The organism is Streptomyces sp. NPDC050704 (assembly GCF_040654355.1).
Lineage (GTDB): Bacteria > Actinomycetota > Actinomycetes > Streptomycetales > Streptomycetaceae > Streptomyces.
This window is the reverse complement of record NZ_JBFAHW010000097.1, coordinates 16,639-40,129: the sequence shown is the minus strand read 5'-3', so window position 1 is coordinate 40,129 and position 23,491 is coordinate 16,639. Positions and strand designations below refer to the sequence as shown.

General features: G+C 70.9%; 21 protein-coding genes and 2 tRNA genes. 12 read left to right on the top strand and 11 right to left on the bottom strand.

Annotation, left to right across the window (positions count from 1 at the left end; translation table 11 throughout):
• Nucleotides 1-259: 259 nt before the first annotated feature.
• On the top strand, nt 260-967 hold the full coding sequence (locus AB0I18_RS38825; RefSeq protein WP_363110428.1) for a bifunctional DNA primase/polymerase: 708 nt from the start codon (nt 260-262) through the stop codon (nt 965-967).
• Between the two features lie 18 nt (nt 968-985).
• A tRNA-Lys gene (locus tag AB0I18_RS38820) sits at nt 986-1,059 on the top strand.
• Between the two features lie 113 nt (nt 1,060-1,172).
• Here the strand turns inward: AB0I18_RS38820 and AB0I18_RS38815 are convergent.
• On the bottom strand, nt 1,173-2,480 hold the full coding sequence (locus tag AB0I18_RS38815) for a M6 family metalloprotease domain-containing protein (protein ID WP_363110431.1): 1,308 nt from the start codon (nt 2,478-2,480) through the stop codon (nt 1,173-1,175).
• A gap of 864 nt (nt 2,481-3,344) precedes the next feature.
• Here AB0I18_RS38815 and AB0I18_RS38810 point away from each other — a divergent pair.
• On the top strand, nt 3,345-5,024 hold the full coding sequence (locus tag AB0I18_RS38810; RefSeq protein WP_363110430.1) for an EAL domain-containing protein: 1,680 nt from the start codon (nt 3,345-3,347) through the stop codon (nt 5,022-5,024).
• Between the two features lie 47 nt (nt 5,025-5,071).
• Here the strand turns inward: AB0I18_RS38810 and AB0I18_RS38805 are convergent, their stop codons facing one another.
• The 3 genes from AB0I18_RS38805 to AB0I18_RS38795 form a co-directional block, all read right to left on the bottom strand.
• The gene (locus tag AB0I18_RS38805; protein WP_363110427.1) at nt 5,072-6,193 is read right to left on the bottom strand and encodes an LLM class flavin-dependent oxidoreductase; all 1,122 of its coding nucleotides are present in this window, start codon (nt 6,191-6,193) and stop codon (nt 5,072-5,074) included.
• A gap of 140 nt (nt 6,194-6,333) precedes the next feature.
• Nucleotides 6,334-7,065, bottom strand: a complete 732-nt coding sequence (locus AB0I18_RS38800) for a decarboxylase (protein WP_363110426.1) — start codon at nt 7,063-7,065, stop codon at nt 6,334-6,336.
• A complete protein-coding gene (locus AB0I18_RS38795; RefSeq protein ID WP_363110425.1) occupies nt 7,062-7,874 on the bottom strand; it encodes an aspartate/glutamate racemase family protein in 813 nt (270 codons plus the stop codon). The genes AB0I18_RS38800 and AB0I18_RS38795 overlap by 4 nt, the downstream gene beginning before the upstream one ends.
• A gap of 270 nt (nt 7,875-8,144) precedes the next feature.
• On the opposite strand from AB0I18_RS38795, the gene AB0I18_RS38790 reads away from it, so the two are divergent.
• The gene (locus tag AB0I18_RS38790; RefSeq protein WP_363110424.1) at nt 8,145-9,119 is read left to right on the top strand and encodes a D-2-hydroxyacid dehydrogenase; all 975 of its coding nucleotides are present in this window, start codon (nt 8,145-8,147) and stop codon (nt 9,117-9,119) included.
• Between the two features lie 53 nt (nt 9,120-9,172).
• A complete protein-coding gene (locus tag AB0I18_RS38785; protein WP_363110423.1) occupies nt 9,173-10,582 on the top strand; it encodes an amidase in 1,410 nt (469 codons plus the stop codon).
• A 221-nt stretch (nt 10,583-10,803) separates the two neighbouring features.
• Here the strand turns inward: AB0I18_RS38785 and AB0I18_RS38780 are convergent, their stop codons facing one another.
• Nucleotides 10,804-11,304, bottom strand: a complete 501-nt coding sequence (locus AB0I18_RS38780) for a DUF3830 family protein (protein WP_363110422.1) — start codon at nt 11,302-11,304, stop codon at nt 10,804-10,806.
• Between the two features lie 131 nt (nt 11,305-11,435).
• Between AB0I18_RS38780 and ehuB the strand changes: the two genes are divergently transcribed.
• The 6 genes from ehuB to AB0I18_RS38750 all read left to right on the top strand — a co-directional run bounded on the left by ehuB (nt 11,436) and on the right by AB0I18_RS38750 (nt 15,744).
• Complete coding sequence (gene ehuB / locus AB0I18_RS38775) at nt 11,436-12,341, top strand: ectoine/hydroxyectoine ABC transporter substrate-binding protein EhuB (RefSeq protein WP_363110421.1); 906 nt, start codon at nt 11,436-11,438, stop codon at nt 12,339-12,341.
• Nucleotides 12,338-13,060, top strand: coding sequence for an ectoine/hydroxyectoine ABC transporter permease subunit EhuC (gene ehuC, locus AB0I18_RS38770; protein WP_363110420.1), 723 nt, complete (start codon nt 12,338-12,340; stop codon nt 13,058-13,060). The genes ehuB and ehuC overlap by 4 nt, the downstream gene beginning before the upstream one ends.
• Nucleotides 13,057-13,707, top strand: a complete 651-nt coding sequence (ehuD, locus tag AB0I18_RS38765; RefSeq protein ID WP_363110419.1) for an ectoine/hydroxyectoine ABC transporter permease subunit EhuD — start codon at nt 13,057-13,059, stop codon at nt 13,705-13,707. Before ehuC ends, ehuD begins: the two co-directional genes overlap by 4 nt.
• 70 nt (nt 13,708-13,777) lie before the next feature.
• Entirely contained in the window at nt 13,778-14,533 is a 756-nt protein-coding gene (gene ehuA, locus AB0I18_RS38760) for an ectoine/hydroxyectoine ABC transporter ATP-binding protein EhuA (RefSeq protein WP_363110429.1), read from the top strand.
• Between the two features lie 223 nt (nt 14,534-14,756).
• Nucleotides 14,757-15,515, top strand: a complete 759-nt coding sequence (locus tag AB0I18_RS38755) for an IclR family transcriptional regulator C-terminal domain-containing protein (protein WP_363110418.1) — start codon at nt 14,757-14,759, stop codon at nt 15,513-15,515.
• A gap of 155 nt (nt 15,516-15,670) precedes the next feature.
• Nucleotides 15,671-15,744, top strand: a tRNA-Lys gene (locus AB0I18_RS38750).
• 38 nt (nt 15,745-15,782) lie between these two features.
• On the opposite strand, the gene AB0I18_RS38745 is transcribed toward AB0I18_RS38750, so the two are convergent.
• From AB0I18_RS38745 to AB0I18_RS38720, 6 genes are all read right to left on the bottom strand, one after another.
• Nucleotides 15,783-17,474: an AMP-binding protein gene (locus tag AB0I18_RS38745; protein ID WP_363110417.1), complete on the bottom strand. Its 1,692-nt coding sequence runs from the start codon at nt 17,472-17,474 to the stop codon at nt 15,783-15,785.
• Nucleotides 17,475-17,514: 40 nt separating this feature from the next.
• A complete protein-coding gene (locus AB0I18_RS38740; protein WP_363110416.1) occupies nt 17,515-18,066 on the bottom strand; it encodes a DUF3592 domain-containing protein in 552 nt (183 codons plus the stop codon).
• 128 nt (nt 18,067-18,194) lie between these two features.
• Nucleotides 18,195-18,830, bottom strand: coding sequence for a lytic polysaccharide monooxygenase auxiliary activity family 9 protein (locus tag AB0I18_RS38735; protein WP_363110415.1), 636 nt, complete (start codon nt 18,828-18,830; stop codon nt 18,195-18,197).
• 65 nt (nt 18,831-18,895) lie between these two features.
• On the bottom strand, nt 18,896-19,579 hold the full coding sequence (locus AB0I18_RS38730; RefSeq protein ID WP_363110414.1) for a nucleoside/nucleotide kinase family protein: 684 nt from the start codon (nt 19,577-19,579) through the stop codon (nt 18,896-18,898).
• Nucleotides 19,566-20,723 carry an SPFH domain-containing protein gene (locus tag AB0I18_RS38725; RefSeq protein ID WP_363110413.1) on the bottom strand — a complete coding sequence of 386 codons (1,158 nt, stop codon included), beginning with the start codon at nt 20,721-20,723 and terminating at the stop codon, nt 19,566-19,568. Before AB0I18_RS38725 ends, AB0I18_RS38730 begins: the two co-directional genes overlap by 14 nt.
• A gap of 117 nt (nt 20,724-20,840) precedes the next feature.
• Nucleotides 20,841-22,256: a peptidoglycan-binding protein gene (locus tag AB0I18_RS38720; protein WP_363110412.1), complete on the bottom strand. Its 1,416-nt coding sequence runs from the start codon at nt 22,254-22,256 to the stop codon at nt 20,841-20,843.
• A 470-nt stretch (nt 22,257-22,726) separates the two neighbouring features.
• Between AB0I18_RS38720 and AB0I18_RS38715 the strand changes: the two genes are divergently transcribed.
• Nucleotides 22,727-23,437, top strand: coding sequence for a FadR/GntR family transcriptional regulator (locus AB0I18_RS38715; RefSeq protein WP_363110411.1), 711 nt, complete (start codon nt 22,727-22,729; stop codon nt 23,435-23,437).
• The last annotated feature ends 54 nt before the right edge of the window (nt 23,438-23,491 follow it).

Sequence of the window (23,491 nt, the reverse complement as noted above, 5' to 3'; positions counted from 1 at the left end):
CCGGTCGCCGGTCGCCGGTCGCCGGTCGCCGGTCGCCGGTCGCCGGTCGCCGGTCGCCGGTCGCCGGTCGCCGGTCGCCGGTCGCCGGTCGCCGGTCGCCGGGAACGGTCCCGGGGACGGTCCCGGGGACGGGGACGTCACTCCCGAAAGACCTCGCGGCATATGCCAGTCGCGCAAGATACTCCACCCCGCCCCTCCCTGTCCCTGTTTCCCGCAACCCTCGGGAACGGGCCGCTCACCCCCCGTAGACCTAGATGCCATGAGCAGCACACGGAACCCGGCAAGCACCGTCCCCCAAGGCCTCAGCGAGCCGTTCCCGGACCGGTTCGACATCTCGGGTGTCACCTCGGAGGGCGCCGCCTGGCTCGCCTCCGCCGGAGCGTATCCGCGCAGCACGCTCGCCCTCTGGGAGGACCGCCCCACCGCTCCGGTGGTCCTGCCCTGCGGCTCGGCCTTCGACGTCGTCAACACCCCCGTGATCTTCGGCCGCCGCATACTGGACCGGCTGTGGGAGGAAGGCCCGGGATCGGGCCCGGTGGCCGCGTTCCGGGGGCGGATGCTCCTGTTCGCCGCTCCGGGCACGGCACAGCGTCTGCCCTCGCTCCTGCGGTGGGAGGAGTGGGGCTCCGGCGGTGCCTCGACCCGCGGCAGCGCGATCCCGCCACTCCTCTGCCACGGCACCGGCGACGCGGTGACGGTGCCGGCCTTGAGCCTCCCGTCCGCGCTCGCCCCCACCACACCCACCACGCCCACCACCCGCCTGGAATCCCGCTGGCTCGTCGCCCCCGACACCCGCCACCCCTGGCTGCCGGGCGCCGAAATCCTGCTCTGGGCGGCGGTACGGGCGACCCGCGAAGGCTCCGGCCGGAGGCCCCGCCGACCGGGTCCGCCCCAGTTCAGGGGGTATCCGGAAGCCCCCGGCCGGGCCACGGATATCGATTTTTCTTCCCGCCGATCAGAGTGCTAAGGTCTACGACGTCAGCAAGCGCCGCTAGCTCAGTTGGTTAGAGCAGCTGACTCTTAATCAGCGGGTCCGGGGTTCGAGTCCCTGGCGGCGCACAGACGGTGAGAGGCCCCTCGCGGAAGCGAGGGGCCTCTTGCATGCCCGATACCCGATACCCGATACCCGGCACCTTCCCCAAGCCCGCCCCGACCAGCAGAAAAAGCACTCGTCAGCGCCCCGTCGAGATCGTCACCGTCCACGCCCCCGAAGCGGTCCGGTCCTCCACCTCGATCCGTACGTCCTCGCCCGGCACGGTGAAGCTCTCGCCGAGCCCGACCGGCGCGTCCGCGAGCGGCGGGTAGACCGAGTCGTCCGGGCAGGCCTCGGTCGTGGGATGCGCGTCGACGACCTCGATCGGCCCCCGCCCGGACTCGGCGGCACTGCGTACGCGGTAGACGAGAACCCCCTGCGAGCAGGCCGCCCCGTCATTGCCGACCGGCCCCCGCGCCTCGATGGCGACCGCGCTGTCCGGCCCGGTGCGCACCACCGCCAGCTTCGTACCGCTCCCCGACCCGAACGCCACCGCTTCCGACCCGGCCCCCACCGCTCCCACCCCGGTCCCGAACGCCGCGCCCCCGGCCCCGTACACCCCGTCCCCGGCTCCGGCCCCGACTCCGACCTCCGCCCCCGCCGCAGCCACTCCCACCCCCGGCCCCGCCCCCAACGGCTCCAGCGTCAGCCGCGTCCCCCCGTTCCCCGCGCCCCGCACACACGCCACCTGGCGCGGTTCCAGCCAGCCGAGCTTCCACTTGTGCCAGCCGAACAGGTCGGGTGCGAGTCCGAACTGGCTGCCCATGAGGTCCCAGTCGCCGACGTACGTGTCCCAGTCGCCCTCGCCGTCGGTGGGCCGGTGGTAGAGGTCGGGCAGGTCGAAGACATGGCCGGTCTCGTGGGCCAGCACCAGCCGGTCCGGCGGATGCTTCTCGAAGACCGTGACGACGCGGCGGATGTCCTTCCCGTCGGCGCGCAGCGGCGTATCGAGGTTCACCACCTTCGTCGCGTCCGAGTCGACGCCCGGGGCGTCCGGATCGGCGACGAAGTAGACGACGTCGTAGCGGGAGAAGTCGACCCGCTCGTCCGCCGCGGCGAGGGCGTCGCGCAGATAGGCCGAGCGCTGGGCCGGGTTCCAGTCGCGCCGTATGGCGTACGAGGTGGCGGTCCTGGGCATCTGGATCCACTCGGCGAGCGGGTTCGGCCGCAGTTGGAATCTGCCGTACGAGGCTCGTTCGAAGAAGCGGCTGGTGGCCGGGAAGTGGTCGGCCGTCAGTTCGGCGGGGGTCGTCAGCGGTTCGGCGTCCGGGAAAGAGAGGAAGACCATCACGGCGTCGAGGCGGCGCGTGGGGCGTGGATAGGCGGCATTCCAGGTGTCCAGGCCCTCCGAGTGGTGAGCATCGGTCCTCGACAGGGCACATGACAGGGAGAGGGGCACGGCGACCGAGGGGCCCGCCACCAGGGAGGTGGCAGCGAGGGCCGCCATGGAGGTGAACACGGCCGCCGGTCCGCGCCAGCCCGGTGCACGCCAATCGAGGCCGTACCGGTCAAGACCACGCCAACGGGACCGAGCCCCGCCACGGGTGAGCCCCTTGAGGGGGTGCAGACGCGGCACGTCGACCTCCGGGTGCGGAATTCGGGATACCGCACCCAGACTGTGCTGGTTTGATCATCTATGCCCTGTTTGTCTGCACCAAAGGAGTGAGGGAGCCGACATCCGACCGACAACACCGGGGAGCACGAAGGGGGCGCCAGGACACGCCGACACCCCGAGCACTCACGGAACGTCACAAGTGATCGGCCAAGGAAGGAACCGGTCCAGGTGCGGGCAGAAACGATCTGTCAAAGCGAGGCGTTCCTCCGGGACACTGAGCAGTAGCTGGAAGGGCCTACGGCCACCCTCTATGATCGGCACACTTTCCTGCGCGGACACGGCTAGAGCGGCCGTCCACCACCGGCCGACCACCCGACGAGACCTGAACGACGAACGAGTGCACAGCGGGAGCGAACGGTGAGCGGAACGTCCGATGGGCCGGCGCCCGCGGCAGATCTCGTCCGGCCGGCCGTCACAGAGAGTCACATCACGACTTCTCCTCGCACCGGGCCCCCTCCTCATGAGGAGCCGGGCCCACGTGTCGAGCCCTCGATCGAGCCTTTCTTCCCCTCCGTCGAGCCCTCCATCCAGCCCTCAGTCCAGCCCTCCGTCCAACCGCCCCTCGCACCGTCCGTCGAGCCCTCCGCCGAGTCCGCCCCCAGGCCCTCCGCCGAGCCCACGGTCCAGTCACCCCCGTCCCACCGCGAGGCGGACGCCCGCACCTTCCGCGCCACCTTCGCCGCCGCTCCCCTCGCGATGGCGGTGGTCGGCCGCGACGGCCTGGTCGTCACGGCCAACGACACGCTGGCCGCGCTGCTGGGCGCGGGTCCCGAAGGGCTCACCGGCCGGATCGCCGCCGACCTGGTGGACTTGGCGTCGGACGCCCGCACCTGGCACGCGTACCGCGAGGTGCTCCGCGGCCGGCAGGCCAGGCTCCGCTGCACCCGCCGCCTCAAGCACCCCGACGGCCACTCGCTCTGGGCGCAGGTGACGGTCAGCCCGCTGCCCGAGGAGGAGCAGGCGGTACTGCTCTCGGTCTCCGACGTCAGCGCCCGCCGCGAACTCCAGGCCCGGCTGCGGCACTTGCAGATGCACGACCCGGTGACGCGGCTGCCCAACCGCACCCTGTTCTTCGAGCGTCTGTCGGCCGCGCTGGAGGCGGAGGCGTACGAGGAGTCGGGCACCGGACGGATCGGGCTCTGCTATCTCGACCTGGACGGGTTCAAGGCGGTCAACGACACGCTCGGCCACCGCATCGGCGACCGGCTGCTCGCCGCCGTCGCCGAGCGCCTGACGCGCTGCGCGAACGAGGCCGGGTACGCGAGAACGGCCACGCCGCTGGTCGCCCGGCTCGGCGGCGACGAGTTCGCGCTGCTGGTCGAGGACTCGACCGGTACGGAGCAGCTGGCGGACCTGGCCGAGTCCGTACTGAAGGCCGTGCAGGCGCCCTTCGACCTCTCCGGGCAGCGGCTCTCGGTCTCGGCCTCGATCGGTGTCGTCGAGCGGCACGCGGCCGGCACCACCGCGACCGGTCTGATGCAGGCCGCCGACACGACGCTTTACTGGGCGAAGGCCGACGGCAAGTCACGCTGGACGCTCTTCGACCCGGAGCGCAACGCCCACCGCATGACCCGCCAGGCCCTCTCCTCCAGCCTCCGGCCCGCCATCGAGAAGGGCGAGTTCGCCCTGGAGTACCAGCCGTTGGTGGGCATGGAGGACGGCGAGGTGCGCGGGGTCGAGGCGCTGGTCCGATGGAACCATCCTCAGTTCGGCACACTGACGCCGAATCGGTTCATCGGACTGGCCGAGGAGGACGGCTCGATCGTGCAGCTCGGCCGCTGGGTGCTGGCCACCGCCTGCCGGCAGGCGCGCCGCTGGCAGCTTGACCACCCGGACGCCGAACCGATCTTCGTCAGCGTGAACGTGGCGGTGCGCCAGGTCTGGGACTCCGACCTGGTGGCGGACGTGGCGACGATCCTCGCGGAGACCGGCCTGGCCCCGCCCCTGCTCCAGCTGGAGCTCACCGAGTCCGCCGTGATGGGTTCCGCGGGCCGGCCGCTCCAGGCCCTCCAGGCGCTCAGCGACATGGGCGTGGGCATCGCCATCGACGACTTCGGCACGGGCTACTCGAACCTCGCCTACCTCAGCCGTCTGCCGGTCTCGGTGCTCAAGCTCGACGGTTCGTTCGTGCGCGGCTTCCAGTACGAGGATTCGGGTGCCCATCCGAACCAGGCCGACGAGGTCATCGTCGAGGCGATGATCCAGCTCGCCCACCGGCTCGGTCTCACGGTCACCGCCGAGTGCGTGGAGACGGCCGGGCAGGCCGCCCGGCTGCGGCGCATCGGCTGCGACACCGGCCAGGGGTGGCTGTACTCCCGGCCGGTGGCGCCGGATCGTATCTCCGCGCTGCTGCGGTCCGCCTGCGCGCAGACCTGAGACGGGGCCCGTCGCAGACCTGAGACGGGGCCCGGACGAGCCTGAGCTCAGGCCTGCGCCTGGGCTTGCGCCTTCGGCAAGTCGTAGGCGTCCGCGATCAGTTCGTACGAGCGCAGACGTACGTCGCCGCTGTGGGCGTTGCCCGTGATCATCAACTCGTCGGCGCCGGTGCGCTTCTGGAGGTCGTCGAGGCCGGCGCGGACCTCGTCGGCGGTGCCGTGGATGACGTTCGCGTTCCAGGAGTCGATGAAGTCCCGCTCCATCGGGCTGAATTCGTACGCCTCGGCCTCCTCCGGAGTGGGGACCAGGCCGGGGCGGCCGGTGCGCAGGCGGACCATGTTCAGCGCGGCGGCCATGACCTGGCGGCGGGCCTCCTTCTCGTCGTCGGTCGCGAGCGCGGAGACGCCGATGAGGGCGTACGGGGAGGAGAGGACCGCCGACGGCCGGAAGGACTCGCGGTAGAGGTCGAGCGCCGGGATCGTGTTCTGCGCCGAGAAGTGGTGCGCGAAGGCGAAGGGCAGGCCCAGGGAACCGGCCAGCCGGGCGCTGAAGCCGGAGGAGCCGAGCAGCCAGACGGGCGGGCGGTGCGGGGACTGGACGCCGCCGGGGGAGGTGGCCTGGATCGGGCCGGGTACGGCGTGGATGCGGCGGTAGCGGTGGCCGTCCGGGAAGTCGTCGTCCAGGAAACGGGTCAGTTCGGCGAGCTGCTCGGGGAAGTCGTCGGCGCCCTCGTTCAGGCGTTCCGTGCGGCGCAGGGCGGCGGCCGTCGCCCCGTCCGTGCCGGGGGCGCGGCCGAGGCCCAGGTCGACGCGGCCGGGGGCCATCGCCTCCAGCGTGCCGAACTGCTCCGCGATGACCAGGGGGGCGTGGTTCGGGAGCATCACGCCGCCTGAACCGAGGCGGATGCGGTTCGTGTGGGCGGCGAGGTGGGCGAGGATCACCGCGGGCGAGGAGGAGGCTACGCCGGGCATCGAGTGGTGTTCGGCCACCCAGTAGCGGTGGTAGCCGCGGGTCTCTGCGAGGCGGGACAGGTTGACGCTGGTCCGTAGGGCGTCGGTCGCTGTGCGGCCCGCGCCGACGGTTACCAGGTCCAGGACTGACAGTGGCACCGGGGCGGTGCCTGCTGTTTTGCCTTGGATGTCGTCGGGGGTGTGGTCCGGTGCCGCCACGGAGGGCCTCCTGTTTTGTGCGGTGCGCTGTCCGCCCCGCACTAACAGGAGGAGGGCTCCGGTTATTCCCGTTGTGTGTGAACTGCGGGTCGTGGGGGCTGGGCGCGCAGTTCCCCGCGCCCCTAAAGGGGCGCTGACGGCTAGACCTGGATGATCGGTTCCCTTGTGAACAGGGCGCCCAGTTCGGGGGCGTTTACCCTGCGGTCTGCCAGGCGCAAGGCCTCCCAGACTGTTACCTGGTTGGCGGTGAGGACTGGTTTGCCGAGTTCTTTTTCCAGGGCCGGGATGTGGGAGGCGGTGTGGAGGGCCGTGTCGGGGAGGAGGAGGACCTCCGCGTCGGGGTGGTCGCCGGCGCGGGCCAGTGCCAGGACCTCCGTCTCGCCCCAGGTGCCGACCTCCGCCGCCGTGATGATGCCGGAGCCGCGCACGGAGAGGACCTCAAGGCCGGCGTCCCGCAGGAAGGCGGCGAAGAGCGTGGCCACGTCCTCGGGGTACGTGGCGGCGACCGCGACCCGCTTCGCGCCCAGCTCCCGTACGGCGTGGGCGAAGGCGAAGGACGTCGAGGAGGCGGGCATGCCGGCCGCCAGGGCCAGGGAGCGGACCTGCTCGTGGGCGCCCTGCCAGCCGTACACGAAGCTGCCGCTGGTGCAGGCCCACACCACCGCCTCGGCTCCGGACAGGCGCAGTTCCTCGACCCCGGCGGCGAGCCGGTCCGCCGAGCCCATCTCCAGCAGGGCGTCCACGCGGTGGGCGTCCTCGCCGATGTCCGTGTGGACCAGGGGGAGGCGGATGTCGCTGCCCAGGAGCTGCTCGATGCGCGGGTAGTCGTCCTCGGCCGAGTGACCCGGGTAGAGGAATCCGAGAGCCGTCATGCCCAACCTTCCTGTTCTTCCGGCAGTGCGGGCCGTACTTCTTCCGGCAGTGGGGGCCGTACGGGCCGCTGTCGCGCCGACTCGTCGATCAGCGCTTGGTACGGCCCTACAGCCCGAGTACCCAGATGGCGCAGGGCGGCCCACATCGTCACCTGGTTGGCCGAGATCACCGGGATGCGCAGCTCGGCCTCCAGCTGGGGGATGACGTCGTAGGTGGGGAGATTGGTGCAGCTGATGAAGAGGGCGTCCGCGTTCCCGCGTACCGCGCCGCGGGCCATGTCGACCACGTCGCGGTAGGGGACCTTCCAGATGTGCCTGGTCAGGCCCATGTAGGCGCGGCCGGTGACCGTGATGCCCGCCTCCTGGAGGTACTCCTCCAGGGACTGGGTGACCGAGACCGTGTAGGGCGTGACGAGTGCGACCCGGCGCACGTCGAGCTCGACCAGCGCCTCCAGGAGTGCGCCGGAGGTCGTCACGGAGGGCACCGCGCCCGAGCGGGTCATGGCCTCGCACATCGCACGTTCGCCCGCGATGCCGCCGACGAAGCTGCCCGAGGTGCAGGCGTACGCGATGATCTCGGGCTCGACGGCGTTCAGCGCGCGCACCGCCTCGCCGAGCGTCTCGTGCTCGCTGACCAGGCGGGCCAGGTCGAGGCTGACCTCGACGGGCACGTACGGAGTGCGGGTGACGTGCAGCGATACCGCGTCGGGCACCCAGCGCCACAGTTCGCGGTCGAGGGCGAAGTCGAAGGGTGCGACGACACCGACACCCCTTTGAGGGTGTGGTCCACCAAGGAAGGAGACGTCCATGAGCAGCCCCAACTCAGGTCGAGCGAGCGGTGGAGACCGGCCGGAGGGGCCGGGGGGACACAAGCCGGCGGGTGCCGGGACGTCGGGACAGGGACGTACGGAGACGTACGGACAGGGACCGGAATCGGACGGAAACGGGACCCTGTTGACGAAGGTAGGTTCCGGTGCGAGCGTGGTCAATCCGCGCATCTCAGACGGCTCGTCCGAGGTCCCGCGAGAGTGCCCCCGACTCAGAGAAGCGGACCCGCATTGCGAAACGGTTTCCCCCCGATGACCGATCCGACGTCCCCGCACATGGCCGAAAAAACCACTCTTCTGGTGCTGGACGCCGAACCGCCGCCCCGGCTCGGCAAGCTCACCGGGCGGGTCCGTATCGAGCACGCCGACGAGTCCACCCTTGCCGGGTCGCTGCCGCGCGCGGACGTCCTGCTGGTCTGGGACTTCGCCTCGCACGCCGTACGCCACGCCTGGCCGGGCGAGGGGCCGCGGCCGCGCTGGGTGCACACGGCGAGCGCGGGCGTGGACCACCTCATGTGCCCCGAACTCGCCGCGTCCGACACGGTGGTGACGAACGCGCGCGGCGTCTTCGACCAGCCGATCGCCGAGTACGTGGCCGCGCTGGTCCTCGCCCTGGCGAAGGATCTGCCGCGCACCTTGGAGCTGCAGCGGGCGCGGGAGTGGCGGCACCGCGAGTCGCAGCGGGTGGCGGGCACGCGCGCGTGCGTGGTGGGTTCCGGGCCGATCGGGCGGGCGATCGCGCAGACGCTGAAGGCGCTCGGGATCACGACGGCGCTCGTCGGCCGCACGCCGCGCCCCGGCGTCCATGGGCCCGACGAGCTGGACCGGCTGATGGTCCGCTCCGACTGGGTGGTGTCGGCTGCGCCGCTCACGGAGGAGACGTACGGGATGTTCGACGCGCGGCGGTTCGGGCTGATGCAGCCGTCGGCGCGGTTCATCAACGTCGGGCGTGGGCAGCTCGTGGTCGAGGACGCGCTGGTCCAGGCGGTGTCGCGGCAGTGGATCGCGGGGGCGGCGCTGGATGTCTTCGAGCACGAACCGCTGGGCCCCGACAGCCCGTTGTGGGAGGTCCCGGGTCTGCTCGTGTCACCGCACATGAGCGGTGACGTGGCGGGCTGGCGGGACGAACTCGGCACGCAGTTCGTGGAGTTGTTCGAGCGCTGGGAGGCGGGCGAGCCGTTGACGAACGTGGTCGACAAACAGCGTGGGTACGTACCCGGCCACTGACACTCGCCGGAACTCCCTGATACTCCCTGGCTGATCGTTCTCTGGAGGGGCGGATGACCGAACTCACCGAGCTGACCGCGGTACGACTCGTCGAGGGGTACCGCAAGGGCGAATTCAGCCCCGTGGACGTGACCCGGGCCGCCCTGCGGCGCATCGAGGAGACCGAGCCCGCGGTGAACGCGTTCGTGCGCGTCGCCGCCGACCAGGCCCTCGCGCAGGCCCGGGACTCCGCCGAGCGATGGCGGCGGGGCGAGCCTGCCGGGCTGGTGGACGGGGTGCCCGTCTCGGTGAAGGACATCCTGCTGATGCGGGGCGGTCCGACCCTGCGCGGCTCCAGGACCGTACGGGCCGACGGGTCCTGGAACGAGGACGCGCCCTCCGTGGCACGGCTGCGCGAGCACGGGGCCGTCTTCCTGGGCCGGACGACGACACCCGAGTTCGGGTGGAAGGGCGTCACGGACTCGCCGGTGTCGGGGGTGACGCGGAACCCGTACGACGTGTCGCGCACGGCGGGCGGGTCGAGCGGGGGCGGGGCAGCGGCCGTGGCGCTGGGCGCGGGGCCGTTGGCGCTGGGCACGGACGGCGGCGGGAGTGTGCGCATCCCGGCCGCGTTCTGCGGGATCTTCGCACTGAAGCCGACGTACGGGCGGGTGCCGCTGTATCCAGCGAGCGCGTTCGGGACGCTCGCGCATGTGGGGCCGATGACGCGGGACGCCGCCGACGCGGCGCTGATGATGGACGTGATCAGCGGGCCCGACGTGCGGGACTGGTCGGGACTCGGGCCGGCGGGCGGGTCGTTCGTGGACGCGCTGGCGGGCGGAGGCGGGTTGCGGGGGTTGCGGGTCGCGTACTCGCCGTCCCTGGGCGGGCAGGTCGCCGTACGGCCCGGTGTCGCCGCGGCGGTACGGCGCGGGGTGGCGGGGCTCGCGTCCCTCGGCGCGTACGTCGAGGAGGCCGACCCCGACTTCACCGATCCCGTCGAGGCGTTCCACGTGCTGTGGTTCAGCGGGGCGGCCCGGGTGACCCAGGGCCTCGGGCCTCAGCAGCGGGAGCTGCTGGACCCGGGGCTGCGGGAGATCTGCGAGCAGGGGGCTCAGTACAGCGCGTTGGAGTACCTGGCCGCGGTCGATGTGCGGATGGATCTCGGGCGGCGGATGGGACGGTTCCACGAGTCGTACGACGTACTGGTCACGCCGACGATCCCGATCACCGCGTTCGAGGCGGGCCCGGAGGTTCCGCACGGGTCGGGGCATCGGCGCTGGACTGGCTGGACCCCGTTCACGTACCCCTTCAACATGACCCAGCAGCCCGCGGCGACGGTCCCGGTCGGCGTGGACGAGGACGGTCTGCCGGTGGGCCTCCAGATCGTGGCGGCCCGCCACCGGGACGACCTGGTCCTGCGGACGGCGCACGCGTTGTACGAGGCGGGGATCGGGGGAATCGCCCCACCGGCGCCCCGCTGAAAGTCCGGTGCGTCGGCTGCGGGTCCGTTGTGGCTGGTCGCGCCCACGCGGCGGAGCCGCAAATCGACACAGCCCCGCGCCCCTTAAGAGCAAGGGGCTACCGCCCCCGAGACGAAAGACAGGGGCGCAGCCCCGTCTTTCAGGGGCGCGGGGAACTGCGCGACCAGCCCCCACCGGCCCGCAGCTACCCCACCGCCCCTCAGCGCATCCCTACAGCCAGCTCAAGCCCTCCGAAAACTCAGCGTTTCCCCGAGGGCCCCCGCACGCCACAAGTCATTGCAAGCCTCCGCCATCCCGTCCAGCCCCTCCACCACCTGCCCCCAGACAATGCCCGGCACCCACCCCACGTCCCCGTTGAGCAGCAGATTGTTCCGCTCGTAGAAGAGGGCCAGGTCGATCACCGGCGTACCGGCCTGCACGCCGGAGGCACCCCCGTAGCCGTACGACTGGGTACCCAGCTGCGTGCCGGAGAAGGAGAAGTAGCAGAGGTCACCCGGGATGGGGGTGACGGTCGGGTTCTCCAGTGGCGGCTCCGCTTCCGCGAAGGCCGGGAAGAGGGCGTAGATCTCGTTACGGGCGTACTTGGCGTGGTAGACGTCGGCGCCGAGCGGAAGCGCGTTCCACACCGCCTCGCAGGTGATCGGCGCACGGTCGTCGAGCAGTTTCGCCGTGCAGTGGACTCCACGCTTGGACAAGGACACGTCGATGTAGCGGTCGGCCATGCTTTCCATGGTCCACCCCCGGTCAAGGGGGCCTTCGGAGCGGACCCCGGAGTGACCTGGAACGCCCCTCCGCGGCAAAGGGGCCAGAACTGATCCGCATAACTCGCATCGTCCCGGGTAGCCGCGCGCCCATGGCTCCACCACTTGGGAATCACGCAGAGAAACGAGGCACGAGCCGCCGGTCACTGCTGGCGGGCGTCGCGGCGCTCGGTGCGCTCGGCGCCGCCGGCTGCAGCCGTGTGGCCACCGCGTCGGGCGTAGAGGGCGGTGATCTCCTGGACCGGCTGAAGGCCCAGGGCGTCGTACGCCTCGGCATCGCCGGAGAGATCCCCTTCGGCTACATCGACAAGAACGGCGAGCTCACCGGCGAGGCCCCGGAACTCGCGAAGGTGATCTTCAAACGGCTGGGGGTGGACAGCGTCCAGCCCGTGCCCACGGAGTTCGGCTCGCTCATTCCCGGCCTGAACTCCCAGCAGTTCGACGTCGTCGCCGCCGGGATGTACATCAACGCCGAGCGCTGCGAACAGGTCATCTTCTCCGACCCCGACTACCAGATGCTCGACTCCTTCATCGTGCGCAAGGGCAATCCGAAGAACCTGCACGACTACAAGGACGTCGTGGAGTCCAAGGCCAAGTTCGCCACCGGGACGGGCTACGCCGAGATCCAGTACGCCGTCGAGGCCGGATACAAGCAGAGCGACATCCTGATCGTCCCGGACCAGGTCGCGGGCCTGAACGCGGTCGAAGCGGGGCGTGTCGACGTCTTCGCGGGGACGGCGCTGACGACCCGCGAGGTCGTCAAGAAGTCCCGCAGTACCGAGTCGACCGAGCCGTTCGCGCCGCTCGTGGACGGCAAGCCGCACGTCGACGGCGGCGGCTTCGCGTTCCGCCCCACCGAGACGGGGCTACGGGACGCCTTCAACGTGGAGCTGCACAAGATGAAGGAGAGCGGCGAGCTGTTCCGCCTGCTCAGGCCCTTCGGCTTCACCAAGAACGAGATGACCGATATGACCGCGAAGGAGTTGTGCGGCGGATGACATCGGGACTCTGGGAACTCGTACTGAAGGGCATCTGGATCACCGTCCAGCTGCTGGTCTTCAGCGCGCTGCTGGCCACGGCCGTCTCCTTCGTGGTGGGCATCGCGCGCACCCACCGGCTCTGGATCGTCCGCTTCCTCGCGGGCTTCTACACCGAGGTGTTCCGCGGCACCTCCGCGCTGATCATGATCTTCTGGGTGTTCTTCGTGCTGCCACCGGCCTTCGGTTGGCAGCTGGTCCCGATGTGGGCGGGCACGCTCGCGCTCGGGCTCACCTACGGGGCGTACGGCTCCGAGATCGTGCGCGGCGCCCTGAACTCCGTCGACCCCGCGCAGCGGGAGGGCGGCATCGCGCTGAGCTTCACGCCCTGGCAGCGGATGCGGCTGATCCTGCTGCCGCAGGCGGTGCCGGAGATGATCCCGCCCTTCTCGAACCTGCTGATCGAGCTGCTCAAGGGCACCGCGCTGGTCTCCGTGATGGGCATGGGTGACCTGGCGTTCAGCGGCAACCTGGTGCGGCTCGCGCTGCAGGAGAGCGCGGAGATCTACACGTACATCCTGCTGATCTACTTCGTGATCGCCTTCCTGCTCACGCGGCTCATGCGCGGGCTCGAACGGAAACTGAAGGCCGGGATCGGCAAGGAGCCGGAGCGCCGCGGCAAGCTCTCGATGCCCCGGCCCGAGACCACCGGCGTCGGCGCGGGCGGAGGTGCCTCATGAAATGGGACTGGAGCGCGGTCGGCGACTTCATGCCGCACTTCTGGGACGGACTGCTGGTCACCCTGCAGGCCCTGGTGCTCGGCTCGCTGATCTCCTTCGCCCTCGGGCTGGTGTGGGCGCTGCTGATGCGGGCGCCGACCCGCTGGGTGCGCTGGCCGGTCGGGGTCTTCACCGAGTTCATCCGCAACACCCCGCTGCTGGTGCAGCTGTTCTTCCTCTTCTACGTGCTGCCCGAGTGGGAGATCACGTTCTCCGCGATGACCACCGGTGTCGTCGCGATCGGGCTGCACTACTCGACGTACACGATGCAGGTCTACCGGGCCGGCATCGAGGGCGTGCCGACCGGCCAGTGGGAAGCGGCCACGGCACTGAACCTGCCCATGACCCGGACCTGGACCGCGGTGATCCTGCCGCAGGCGATCCGCCGCGTGGTGCCGGCGCTGGGCAACTACGTCATCTCGATGCTCAAGGACACCCCGCTGCTGATGGCGATCACCGTGCTGGACATGCTCGGTGAGGCGCGGCTCTTCGCACAGCAGAACTTCCAGTTCACCGAGCCGCTCACGGTCATCGGGGTGGCCTTCATCCTCATCGCCTATCCGGCTTCCCTCCTCATGCGAGCCCTGGAGCGACGTCTTGTCCGCTGACACGAATCCCGTAGAAGGCCCCGTAGAAGGCGCCGAGAGCAAGGCCAATCCGCCGGCGGACGGCAGCGAGCTGATCCGCTTCGACAAGGTCACCAAGCGTTTCGGGGACAACGTCGTCCTCGACAACCTCGACTTCTCCGTCGACTCCGGCAAGCACGTCACGCTGATCGGTCCGTCGGGCTCCGGCAAGACGACGATCCTGCGTCTCCTGATGACCCTGACCAAGGCCGACGAGGGCACGATCAAGGTCAACGGCGACTATCTGACCCACGAGGAGAAGAACGGCAAGCTGGTACCGGCCGGCGAGAAGCACATCCGCGAGGTCCGCAAGAACATCGGGATGGTCTTCCAGCAGTTCAACCTCTTCCCCAACATGAAGGTCCTGCGCAACCTCACCGAGGCGCCGGTCACCGTGCTGGGCATGTCGAAGGACGCGGCCGAGGAGCGGGCGCGGGAGCTGCTCGAACTGGTCGGCCTTACCGAGCACATCGACAAGTACCCGAACCAGCTGTCCGGCGGGCAGCAGCAGCGGGTCGCCATCGCGCGGGCCCTGGCGATGCGGCCGCAGGTGCTGCTCCTGGACGAGGTGACGTCCGCGCTCGACCCCGAGCTGGTCGCCGGTGTCCTGGACGTCCTCCGCGACATCGCCCACACCACCGACATCACGATGCTCTGTGTGACCCACGAGATGAACTTCGCCCGGGACATCTCCGACCAGGTGCTGATGTTCGACTCGGGGCACGTCCTGGAGGCCGGTCCGCCGGAGAAGATCTTCGGCGATCCGGAGCACGAGCGGACCCGGGAGTTCCTCGGCGCGGTGCTGTGAGCGCCTTCGTGAACTGAGGGAGGCAAGGTTCGAGGCCGGACCCCCTGGGTCATGTCTCTGGCATATGCCAGGGTGGCGCGTCGCTGCTGAGAGGGCTGAAACGCGCCACCAATCTCGCCAACAGCCCCTCCCGGTGTGCCTCTTGGCGGTTATCGTGGAAGGGGCCCGGCCATCCGGGCTGCACCGATGTAGAGCCGGGCCGAAAAGCGCAGGGGGAAACACCGTGGCGCTGAAGCACGAGCCGACCGCGCCGTACCACTCGGCCCAGGACGCCCTGCGCGTCCTGGAGACCGTGGCGCGGCACACCACCGGCGTCACCGACGTCGAACTAGCCCGTCACACCGGCCTCGGCACGGAGCGGCTGACCACGCTCCTGCGGATGCTGCGCCGCGAGGGGTACGTCGAGCAGGTCACCGACGGGGCGTACGTCACCGGGGACACGCTCAAGAAACTGGGTTCCACGCACGGCCGGGACGAGGCACTGCGTGCCCAGCTCCGGCGCAACCTCGACCGGCTGCGCGAATCGGTCGGCGCCGCCATCTATCTCAGCCGGTACGTCGACGGCGAGATCCATGTCTCCCAGTGCGCGGACAGCCCGCACACCCCGGCGGTCAACGAGTGGGTCGACTTCCGCTCCGCCGCCCACGCCAGCGCGATCGGCAAGAGCCTCCTCGGCCAGCTCGACCTCAACGGCCGCCGCGACCACCTCTCCCGCCACCGGATGGCCCGCCTCACCTCGCGCACCATCACGAACGAGCGGCTGTTCCTCACCCGGCTCGACGCCCAGGCACCCACCGTGCCGGTCCTCGACCTCCAGGAGTACGCGGTCGGCACGGTGTGCGCGGCGGTCCCCATCACGGCGGGCTCCGCCGTGGGCTGCCTCGCCCTCTCCCTCCCGGTCCAGCACGCCCACCGGCTGCGCGAGGCGGCGGACACGCTGAACCGGGGCGCGGCACCGGTGCTGCTGTCCCTGGCGATCTGATCTCCCCGGCCGCCGGCCGATCCGATCTCCCCGGCCACCCGCCGAGCGGTCGGAATCCGTGTGGCCCGGTCCACATCCGCCTGGTCCGGAGCACCCCCGCGGACCGGGTAGTATTTTTCTTGTCGCCGACCGCGGAAGCGGAAGGCGAGAGTCACGCGCCGCTAGCTCAGTTGGTTAGAGCAGCTGACTCTTAATCAGCGGGTCCGGGGTTCGAGTCCCTGGCGGCGCACAGCGCGAAGGCCCTCCACGGAAGTGGGGGGCCTTTTCTCATGGCCCAAAGCCGGCCGCCAGGAGTTCCTCCCGGCCCCGCGTCCGGTACTCCGCCTCCAGCCCCGCCACGTCCGTCGCGCTCAGCCGTCGGTACGCGGACTCCCCCGGCGGCCGCCACCACACGGGGTCCGCGCACCGGAACCCCTCCCGGCGCAGCCCGACCCGGTGGATCTTGTTGGTGGCGGTGACCGGCATACGGTCGACGACCCGGACGAACCGGGGCGCCATCTTGGTCCCCAAGTCCGGTTGGGCCAACAGGAATTCGGCGAACCTGAGCGGGTCGAGGTCCGCGTCCGCGCCCTCCCGCAGCGCCAGGGTGGCCATCACCTGGTCGCCGGCCACCGGGTCCGGCACGGCGTACACGGCCACGGCGGCGGCGTCCTCGTATCGCGCCAGGATGTTCTCGATCACCGCGGCGGCCAGGTTCTCGCTGTCGACGCGGAGCCGGTCGTCCGCCCGCCCCGCGAAGTAGAGGAACCCTTCGGCGTCCCGGTAGAAGAGGTCGCCGGTCCAGTACCAGCCGTCGCGCTGCCGTGCCGCCTCCGCCGCCTCGTTTCTCCAGTAGCCCTCGAAGGGGTTGGGGCCCCGGTTCACCAACTCGCCTATGGAATCACGGCCGTTGAGCAGCCCGCCGTCGGTCCCGAAGACCGCCGCTGGGCACTCCTCCCGGCTCACCGGATCGACCACCGCGAGGTCGTCCCCGGGTGCCGCGCGTCCGATCGCACCCTTCGGTGTGCCGGGGGTGCGCTGGATCGCCGCCCCGCCCTCCGAGGACCCGTACCCCTCGACAAGACGCGCCCCGAACCGCTCCTCGAAGGCGGCCGCGTCCACCGCTCCCGCCTCCGTCCCGAAGCCGAGCCGCAGCGGATTGTCCCGGTCGTCGGCACCGGCGGGGGTGGCCAGGATGTACTGCACGGCCCGTCCCACATACGTGAAGTACGTGGCCCCGTACGCCCGTACGTCCACCAGGAACCCCGAGGCCGAGAACCGCCGCCGCAGCGCGACCCCGGCGCCGGCCGCGAGGGCGGGTGCCCAGTCCGCGATGACCGCGTTGCCGTGGAACATCGGCATGCAGACGTAGTGCACGTCGTCCGCGCGCACCCCGAAGTGGTCGACGAGCGACCGCCCGGCCGCCGCGAGCCGCCCCTGCGAGCAGATCGCGGCCTTGGGCGCGCCGGTCGAGCCGGAGGTGAAGTAGAGGAGGAGGCGGCTCTCCGGGGCGGCCTTCGACGGCTCCGGTCGCGCGTCCGCGTACGGGACGAGCAACTCCTCGTACGCCTCCGTGTCCGTCACCAGCAGCCGTACGCCGGGGAGTTCGAGCCCGTCGAGGAGGGGCAGGTGGGCCCGTTCGGTGACCACGATCCGGCACTCGGTGTGCAGGATGTCGCGGGCGAGTTCGGGCCCGCGGCGGGTGGGGTTGATCCCGGCGACGGCGGCGCCCGCCAGCGCGGCCGCGCTCAGCCACAGGGGGTATTCGGGGGTGTTGTCGAGCAGCACTCCGAGGTGCGGCTCGGCACCCGGCGGCAGCAGGTCGGCCAGCAGCGCCGCCCGCGCCGCCGCGCCCGCCGCCACCTGGTGATGGGTCAGGGCCCTCCCCTCGAACCACAGCCCCGGCCGATGGTCACCCCACCGTTCCTCCACGAGTTCCGCGACGGTACGCCTGCTGGACCCCTCGCTCCTGGCTCCCATGGGGGCGCACCATAATTGACGGGGCGTCAGATGGGGAGACTCACGGCGAGTCCGCGAAGGGGTCCTCCGAGAAGGTGTCGCCTTCCGTGATCCCCGCATAGGGGTCATCGACGGAGGAGCCGTCGTCCGTAAAGAAGTCGCCCACCGCGGAGAACTCGGCGTACGTGACCATGAAGCCGACGCAGAACACCACGACCACGCCGAGGAACGCCAGGATGCCGATGGTCGCCGCCGCCGTCCTGACGTGGCTCGGCCTGTGGGCCGTGGCCCGCACCATCTCGCCCTCGGAGTAGTACACGACGACGATGTCGCCCTCGACCGTCGTCCCCGGTCCGTTCTCCTCCTCGAAGCGGATGGTGCGCCCGTCCCGGGCGGTGAATTCGTATACGTGGTGCAGTGTCGTGCTCACCGAGGTGTCGCCGCTGCCACCGCTGGTCGTCGTATACGTTCGCAGGCAGCGCGCTTCCGCGGTCAGCCCGCTGTTCCAGGCCCGCCTGAGCTGCAGCGAGCGGCGGATCACCTGGCTCGCGACGAGGAGGACTCCTGCCATGATCAGCACTGGCAGCCCGTAGAACATGAAATCCATCGACATCCCCCGACAGTTGGCCCAGCTCCACGCACGCCGCCATGATCATGTCGACGTGCGTGGAACCTACCCGTGGGGGGTGGGGAAGAGCCTCAAGGAATGCTCAGAGTTGCGTGGCGGGCGCGGGCCGACGCTCAGAACGTGACGTCCGAGCAGGCGTAGAACGCGTTGCCCGTGTCGGCGATCGTCCACACCGCGAGGATGACGTGGTGTCCGCTCTTGCCGGTCGGCAGGGTGCCGCTGTGCGAGAGCGTCGCCGGCGGCTGGCCGCTGAACGGGACGGTCAGGAACGGGGCGGTGACCAGCGCCGACCGGGTGAGCGGAGCATTCTGGTTCCAGCCGTTCTTGGTGATGTAGTACTTGAAGTCGGTCGTGGAGTGCCGTGCGGTGAACTGCCAGCGGAAGGTGTAGCTCTGCCCGCCGTTGACCCTGGTCGTCGGCCAGGCACCGCCCGAGGGGGTCGTCGCCTTGTCGAGCGCGCCGAATTCGGTGTGGTTCGCGGAACAGAGCCGGCCGTCCGCGGGTCCGGCCGCCGGGAAGCCCTTGGGGCCCTCGACGCTCTGGGGCTCCCATTGGATGGCACCGCAGTTGGCTACGGTGCCGTTCTGGCAGAGCTTCTGCCGGCTGACGGGGAGGTCGGTGTAGCCGTGACCGGTGGCGCCGCCGCTGGAGAGCACGAGCGCTCCCGTGGTGGCGAGGCCGACCACGGCCGCGTACCACTTCGTGCGTGTCTTCGTGCGTGTCCGGAATTTTCGCGAGCTTTCTCGCATGCTGCCGCTCCTGGAGAACGTGGGGGAAGTTCCGTGAGCTGTGCAGGTCTAGACCAAGCCTCAGATTATTGCGACCCCTTGAACATGTCCATACCAATCGTCGACACGATTCGATGGCAGCGGTCCCGCGACTTCTCCACGAGCTCCCCGTTCGGGTCGTCGTTGGTGGCCACCCAGTTCCGCGCCTCCGCCTCATCCCTCCCGCCCGCCAACTGCCGCTCCACCAACCTCACTTGGCGCACGCCTCCCGGCGCCTCCACGTACCAGCACTCCCCCATGAGCGCGTACGCGTCCCGCCAGCCCGGCAGATCACAGGCGAGGTAGTTCCCCTCCGTGACGACCAGCCGGGCGGCGGGCGGCACCAGGTGGCGGGCGGCGACGGGCTCGTCGAGGGTGCGGTCGTAGTCGGGTACGTAGATGTCGCGGCCGGTGTCGTCGAGGACCCGGCGCAGCAGGTCGACGTACCCCCACACGTCGAAGCTCGGCTCCGAGCCCTTGCGCGCGGTCAGCCCGAGCCGCGCCAGCTGGATGTTGGAGAGGTGGAAGCCGTCCAGCGGGAGATAGGCGGCCCCCTCCCCGATGTGCGCGACCAGGGCGCGGGCGAGGGTCGACTTGCCGGCGCCGGGCGGGCCGGCGAGGCCCAGCACGGCGCGCGGCGCGTCGGCGGTCAGGCTCCAGGCGTACGAGGCGAGCCGGGAGAGGCTCGGGGCTCGGTCTCCATCGGGTGTGCGGCGGTCAGCGATCTCCATGTCCCGTATAGAACGCCACCGTCAGGTCCTTCACCAGGGCCTTGCGCTCGTAGTCGTCGAGTTCGACGAGCCCTCGCACGGTCAGCCGGGTCACCGTGTCCTCGACGGAGTCGACGACCGAGGTGAGGACCGTGTCGCGGTGCTGGGCGTCCAGGGCCGCGATCCGGCGGCGCTGCATCACGGCGGCGACCTCCGGCGCGTACTCGACGCGGACCGGCTGCGCGGAGAACACCTGGAGGCCGAGCGCCGCCGCGTCCGCGGTCACGATGCGGGTCAGCGAGTCGCCGACGGCCTCCGTGTTGCGCAGGGTCGCCGCGTCCGCGGCCTTGGGCGAGCCCGGCAGCACATCGGCCGGCAGCTGGGCGAGCACCCGGGCGAGCGCCGCCTCCACGCACTCGCGCAGATACCGCTGGTGGTCCTCGACGCCGAGCGCGGCACGGGCGGTGTCCTTGACCCGCCAGACGACGAGCACGACGACCCGCAGGGCGACCCCGTTCGCGTCGACCGCGGGCATCGGCTCGCTGCGCCAGTGCCGCAGCCGTACGTCGATCCGGCGGCGCAGCAGGAGCGGGTTCACCCACATGAGCCCGGTACGCCGGACCGTGCCCCGGTAGCGGCCGAAGAGACCGAGCACCCAGGCGTGCCCGGTACGGCCGCGGGCCAGCCCGCCGAACCCGAAGAGGCCGAGCGCCCCGGAGCCCGCGAGCGCCGCCCACTGCACACCGCCGAGCCCGGCGGCGGCGTGCGCCGGCAGCCCCAGCGCCTGCACCGCGAGCGGCGGCAGTACGCCCGCCCACCACGACGCCAGTACGCCGCCGGTTGCCCCGGCGGTTCCGGCCAGCACCCCGGCCAGGCCCGGCAGCACCCGGGCGGGGCGCTCCACCAGGCCGGGGTCGACCTCCGGCACCGGCCGCGGCTTCACCGGGGCGGGTGGCCGCCGGGCGATCCGCGGCTGCTCTCCTGTTCCCCGTCGGCGGCTCACGACGGCGGGCGCGAGCGGCACGGACACCGGCTCGGGCTCGTCCCGGAACAGCAGGTGGACCGGGATCTCGGTGGTCGCCTCATTGCGGATGAGCCGCGCCCCGCGGCCACCCGCCTCCGGGGTGCCCTCGGACTCCGGGGAGTGAGAAGTCGTCGTACTCATACGTGCCTCCGTGCCTCCGCGCCGGGAAGAACTGCAGAAGAACCGCCGTGAGAACCATGCGGAGAGCGCCCTCGGGAGAAGTGCGCTCTCAAGGAGCAGACCGGGAGATGGGCGCGCTCAGGAGAAGAGCCGTCGCCATGTCTCAGGACCCGGATAGCCGTCCGCCGCTCCGCCGCGCCACCCCTGCGCGCGCTGGAACGCCTCGACGTTGCGCCGGTCGCCCTCGCCCCAGCGCGGTCCCGGACCCCGGGTGTAGTGGGTGCCGAACCCCTTCTTCACCAGCTGCTTCCCGAGCCGGGTGACGTAGGTGTTGTCGGCTCCCGGCCGGAACATGCCCCGCCCCGGATAGCCGGGGACGCCGTGCGAGGAGACGCCGCCGGCCGAGGAGCGACCCGTACCGCTACCTCCGGTACCGGCGGAGCCGGCGGGTCCGCCCGGGCTGCCGCCGCTCCCGGTCCTGACGTTCTTGCCCTTCCCGTTCACCAGGTACGACCAGGTCGTCGGCCCCGGGAGACCGTCCGCGTCCGAGCCGGTCCAGCCCTGCGCCCGCTGGAACGCCTGCGTCGCCCGCCGGTCCGCCTCCGACCAGCGCGGGCCAGGTCCTGAGGTGTAGTACGCGCCCGCGCCCCGGGCGACGAGCATCCGCCCGAGCCGGGTGACGTACGCGTTGCTCGCGCCGGGCCCGAAGGCGGACGGGCCCGGGTAGGCGGGTGCGTCCGGATGCGCGACCGGGGTGCCGGGGGTCACCGGAACGGCCGGAGAGGCCGGGTCACTCGGAGAGACCGGGGAATCCGTGCCCGAGCCCCCCGTCCCGCTCGTCAGCCCCTTGTACCGGTACGCCACATAGCGGTCCGAATAGCTCCAGTAGGCGTACGGGGTGGCCTGTTTCCGGGCGTGCGGGCGGGCCTCCTCGTACGCGAGGTAATGGCTCTGCGTGTAATCCGTCCAGCCGCCGAAAATCACGACGTGCGAACCCTTCTCGGGGTCCGCCGGATTGTGGAACAGCAGAATGTCGCCGGGCTGGAGCTGGTCCCGGGGAATCCGGACGCCGTACTTGTCGAGGCTGCCCGTCCATTCGTTGCCGCCGAGGTTCCAGGCCATGGAGACGAAGCCGGAGCAGTCCTGGCGGTAACCGTCGGACCAGTACGCGCTCATGCTGTACGGCACCTGTTCGGCGACCCACTCCTTGGCCCGCCTGATGATCTCGGCCCGGGTTGTGGAGGGCGCCTTTACCTTGGCGGGGCTGCCCGCGGGGCCGTGCAGGGGGGCCTTGCCGCCCTGCGGTGTGTCGGGCCCGTCCGCCGTGGGGGCGCCGGGGCGCTCCGGGGCGTGCGCGGCGGCGACCGCCATTGCGCCGGGGCCCGCGCCGAGCGCCGTGCCCGCGGCTGCCGCCACGACGAGGGCCCGGCGGGCCGCCGGGTGCCCGCCGGTGCCGCCCGCCGGGGAATGCGGCGGCACGATCCGCCAGTGAACACATCCGGGGCAGTCGCAGTCGCTCGCGGGATCGAATTCCTCGAATACCGGAGCCGCCATGCGATTCCCCTCCCACTCCAGCCGAAAAAGTCCACGCTTCTGCACATTCGTCAGTTTCTCAACTGTCGGCGGGTGTCGCATGTTGACGGTCCGAATGATGTACGGGTTGCCTCCGGCGGTTCGGCAGGGGGGTTGTTTTTGGGGTGCAGCTGGGTGTGGGTTGCTCGCGACGGGCTTGTTCTTCGGGTGCGGGCGAGTGGGGGCTGGTCGCGCAGTTCCCCGCGCCCCTGAAGGGGCGCGGCCCCTATGCTCCGCAGGCGCCGCACTGGCCGTCTTTTAAGGGGCGCGAGGAACTGCGCGAGCAACCCCCACCAACCCGCACCACACCACCGCCCCCAGCCACCCCGTCTTTTAAGGGGCGCGGGGAACTGCGCGACCAGCCCCCACCGACCCGCACCAAACCGTCAACGCCCAGCGGCACCCCCCTGCACGGCGGAGCCCAGCGGCAGCGAGCCCGCTACCCTCTCGCCATGGCGCGTGACCTTCAGGAGCAGATCAAGAAGCTGATCATCGACCGCCGGCTGCCCACGGGCGCCACGCTGCCGACCGAACCCGAACTCATGGAGCTCCTCGGCGCCAGCAGAAACTCAGTACGGGAGGCCCTGAAGGCCCTCCAGGCAATGGGCATCGTCGAGATCCGGCACGGCTTCGGCACCTACGTCGGCCCCATGTCGATGGCCCCGATGATCGAGGGCCTCGCCTTCCGCACGGTCGCCGGCCACTACCGCGGCGAGGACAGCCTCCTCCAGCTCCTGGAGCTGCGCGAGGCCGTGGAGACCGGCCTCATCTCCCGGCTCGCGGGCCGCGTCCCGCCGGACGACCTCGCCGAACTGGACGCCTTGGTGGACCGTATGGACACCGAAGCCGCCGTCGGGGTCGGCCTCGCCGAGACCGACCGCACGTTTCACGCCACCCTGTACCGCGGTCTGGACAACCTCCTCCTGAGCGAGCTCCTGGAGGCGTTCTGGGACGCCTTCCACCGCGTACGCACGGATCTCGTGGAGCTGCCGCAGGATCCGAAGGTCACCTGCCGGCAGCACCGGGAGATCCTCGACGCGGTGCGCGCCGGTGATGCCGTGCGGGCGGAGGAAGCGATACGGGAACACTTTGGCAACATCCGTACACGGTTGACCACAACCGCACCGAGCGGGACCATCCGGCACCCCAATGAGCGCGTATGACCGGTAAACACCGCGTTTCGCATCTTGCGATCATGGTGAACGGCGTAGAACCCT

What these genes read in the sequence shown, in the direction of transcription:
- AB0I18_RS38715 (WP_363110411.1), top strand. Translation starts at nt 22,727, where the DNA reads ATGGCGCGTGACCTTCAGGAGCAGATCAAGAAGCTGATCATCGACCGC.
- AB0I18_RS38815 (WP_363110431.1), bottom strand. Translation starts at nt 2,480, where the DNA reads ATGGCGGCCCTCGCTGCCACCTCCCTGGTGGCGGGCCCCTCGGTCGCC.
- ehuC (WP_363110420.1), top strand. Translation starts at nt 12,338, where the DNA reads ATGACATCGGGACTCTGGGAACTCGTACTGAAGGGCATCTGGATCACC.
- AB0I18_RS38790 (WP_363110424.1), top strand. Translation starts at nt 8,145, where the DNA reads ATGACCGATCCGACGTCCCCGCACATGGCCGAAAAAACCACTCTTCTG.
- AB0I18_RS38810 (WP_363110430.1), top strand. Translation starts at nt 3,345, where the DNA reads ATGGCGGTGGTCGGCCGCGACGGCCTGGTCGTCACGGCCAACGACACG.
- ehuB (WP_363110421.1), top strand. Translation starts at nt 11,436, where the DNA reads ATGGCTCCACCACTTGGGAATCACGCAGAGAAACGAGGCACGAGCCGC.
- AB0I18_RS38780 (WP_363110422.1), bottom strand. Translation starts at nt 11,304, where the DNA reads ATGGCCGACCGCTACATCGACGTGTCCTTGTCCAAGCGTGGAGTCCAC.
- ehuD (WP_363110419.1), top strand. Translation starts at nt 13,057, where the DNA reads ATGAAATGGGACTGGAGCGCGGTCGGCGACTTCATGCCGCACTTCTGG.
- AB0I18_RS38740 (WP_363110416.1), bottom strand. Translation starts at nt 18,066, where the DNA reads ATGTCGATGGATTTCATGTTCTACGGGCTGCCAGTGCTGATCATGGCA.
- AB0I18_RS38725 (WP_363110413.1), bottom strand. Translation starts at nt 20,723, where the DNA reads ATGAGTACGACGACTTCTCACTCCCCGGAGTCCGAGGGCACCCCGGAG.
- AB0I18_RS38795 (WP_363110425.1), bottom strand. Translation starts at nt 7,874, where the DNA reads ATGGACGTCTCCTTCCTTGGTGGACCACACCCTCAAAGGGGTGTCGGT.
- AB0I18_RS38745 (WP_363110417.1), bottom strand. Translation starts at nt 17,474, where the DNA reads ATGGGAGCCAGGAGCGAGGGGTCCAGCAGGCGTACCGTCGCGGAACTC.
- AB0I18_RS38720 (WP_363110412.1), bottom strand. Translation starts at nt 22,256, where the DNA reads ATGGCGGCTCCGGTATTCGAGGAATTCGATCCCGCGAGCGACTGCGAC.
- AB0I18_RS38785 (WP_363110423.1), top strand. Translation starts at nt 9,173, where the DNA reads ATGACCGAACTCACCGAGCTGACCGCGGTACGACTCGTCGAGGGGTAC.
- AB0I18_RS38800 (WP_363110426.1), bottom strand. Translation starts at nt 7,065, where the DNA reads ATGACGGCTCTCGGATTCCTCTACCCGGGTCACTCGGCCGAGGACGAC.
- AB0I18_RS38825 (WP_363110428.1), top strand. Translation starts at nt 260, where the DNA reads ATGAGCAGCACACGGAACCCGGCAAGCACCGTCCCCCAAGGCCTCAGC.
- AB0I18_RS38735 (WP_363110415.1), bottom strand. Translation starts at nt 18,830, where the DNA reads ATGCGAGAAAGCTCGCGAAAATTCCGGACACGCACGAAGACACGCACG.
- AB0I18_RS38730 (WP_363110414.1), bottom strand. Translation starts at nt 19,579, where the DNA reads ATGGAGATCGCTGACCGCCGCACACCCGATGGAGACCGAGCCCCGAGC.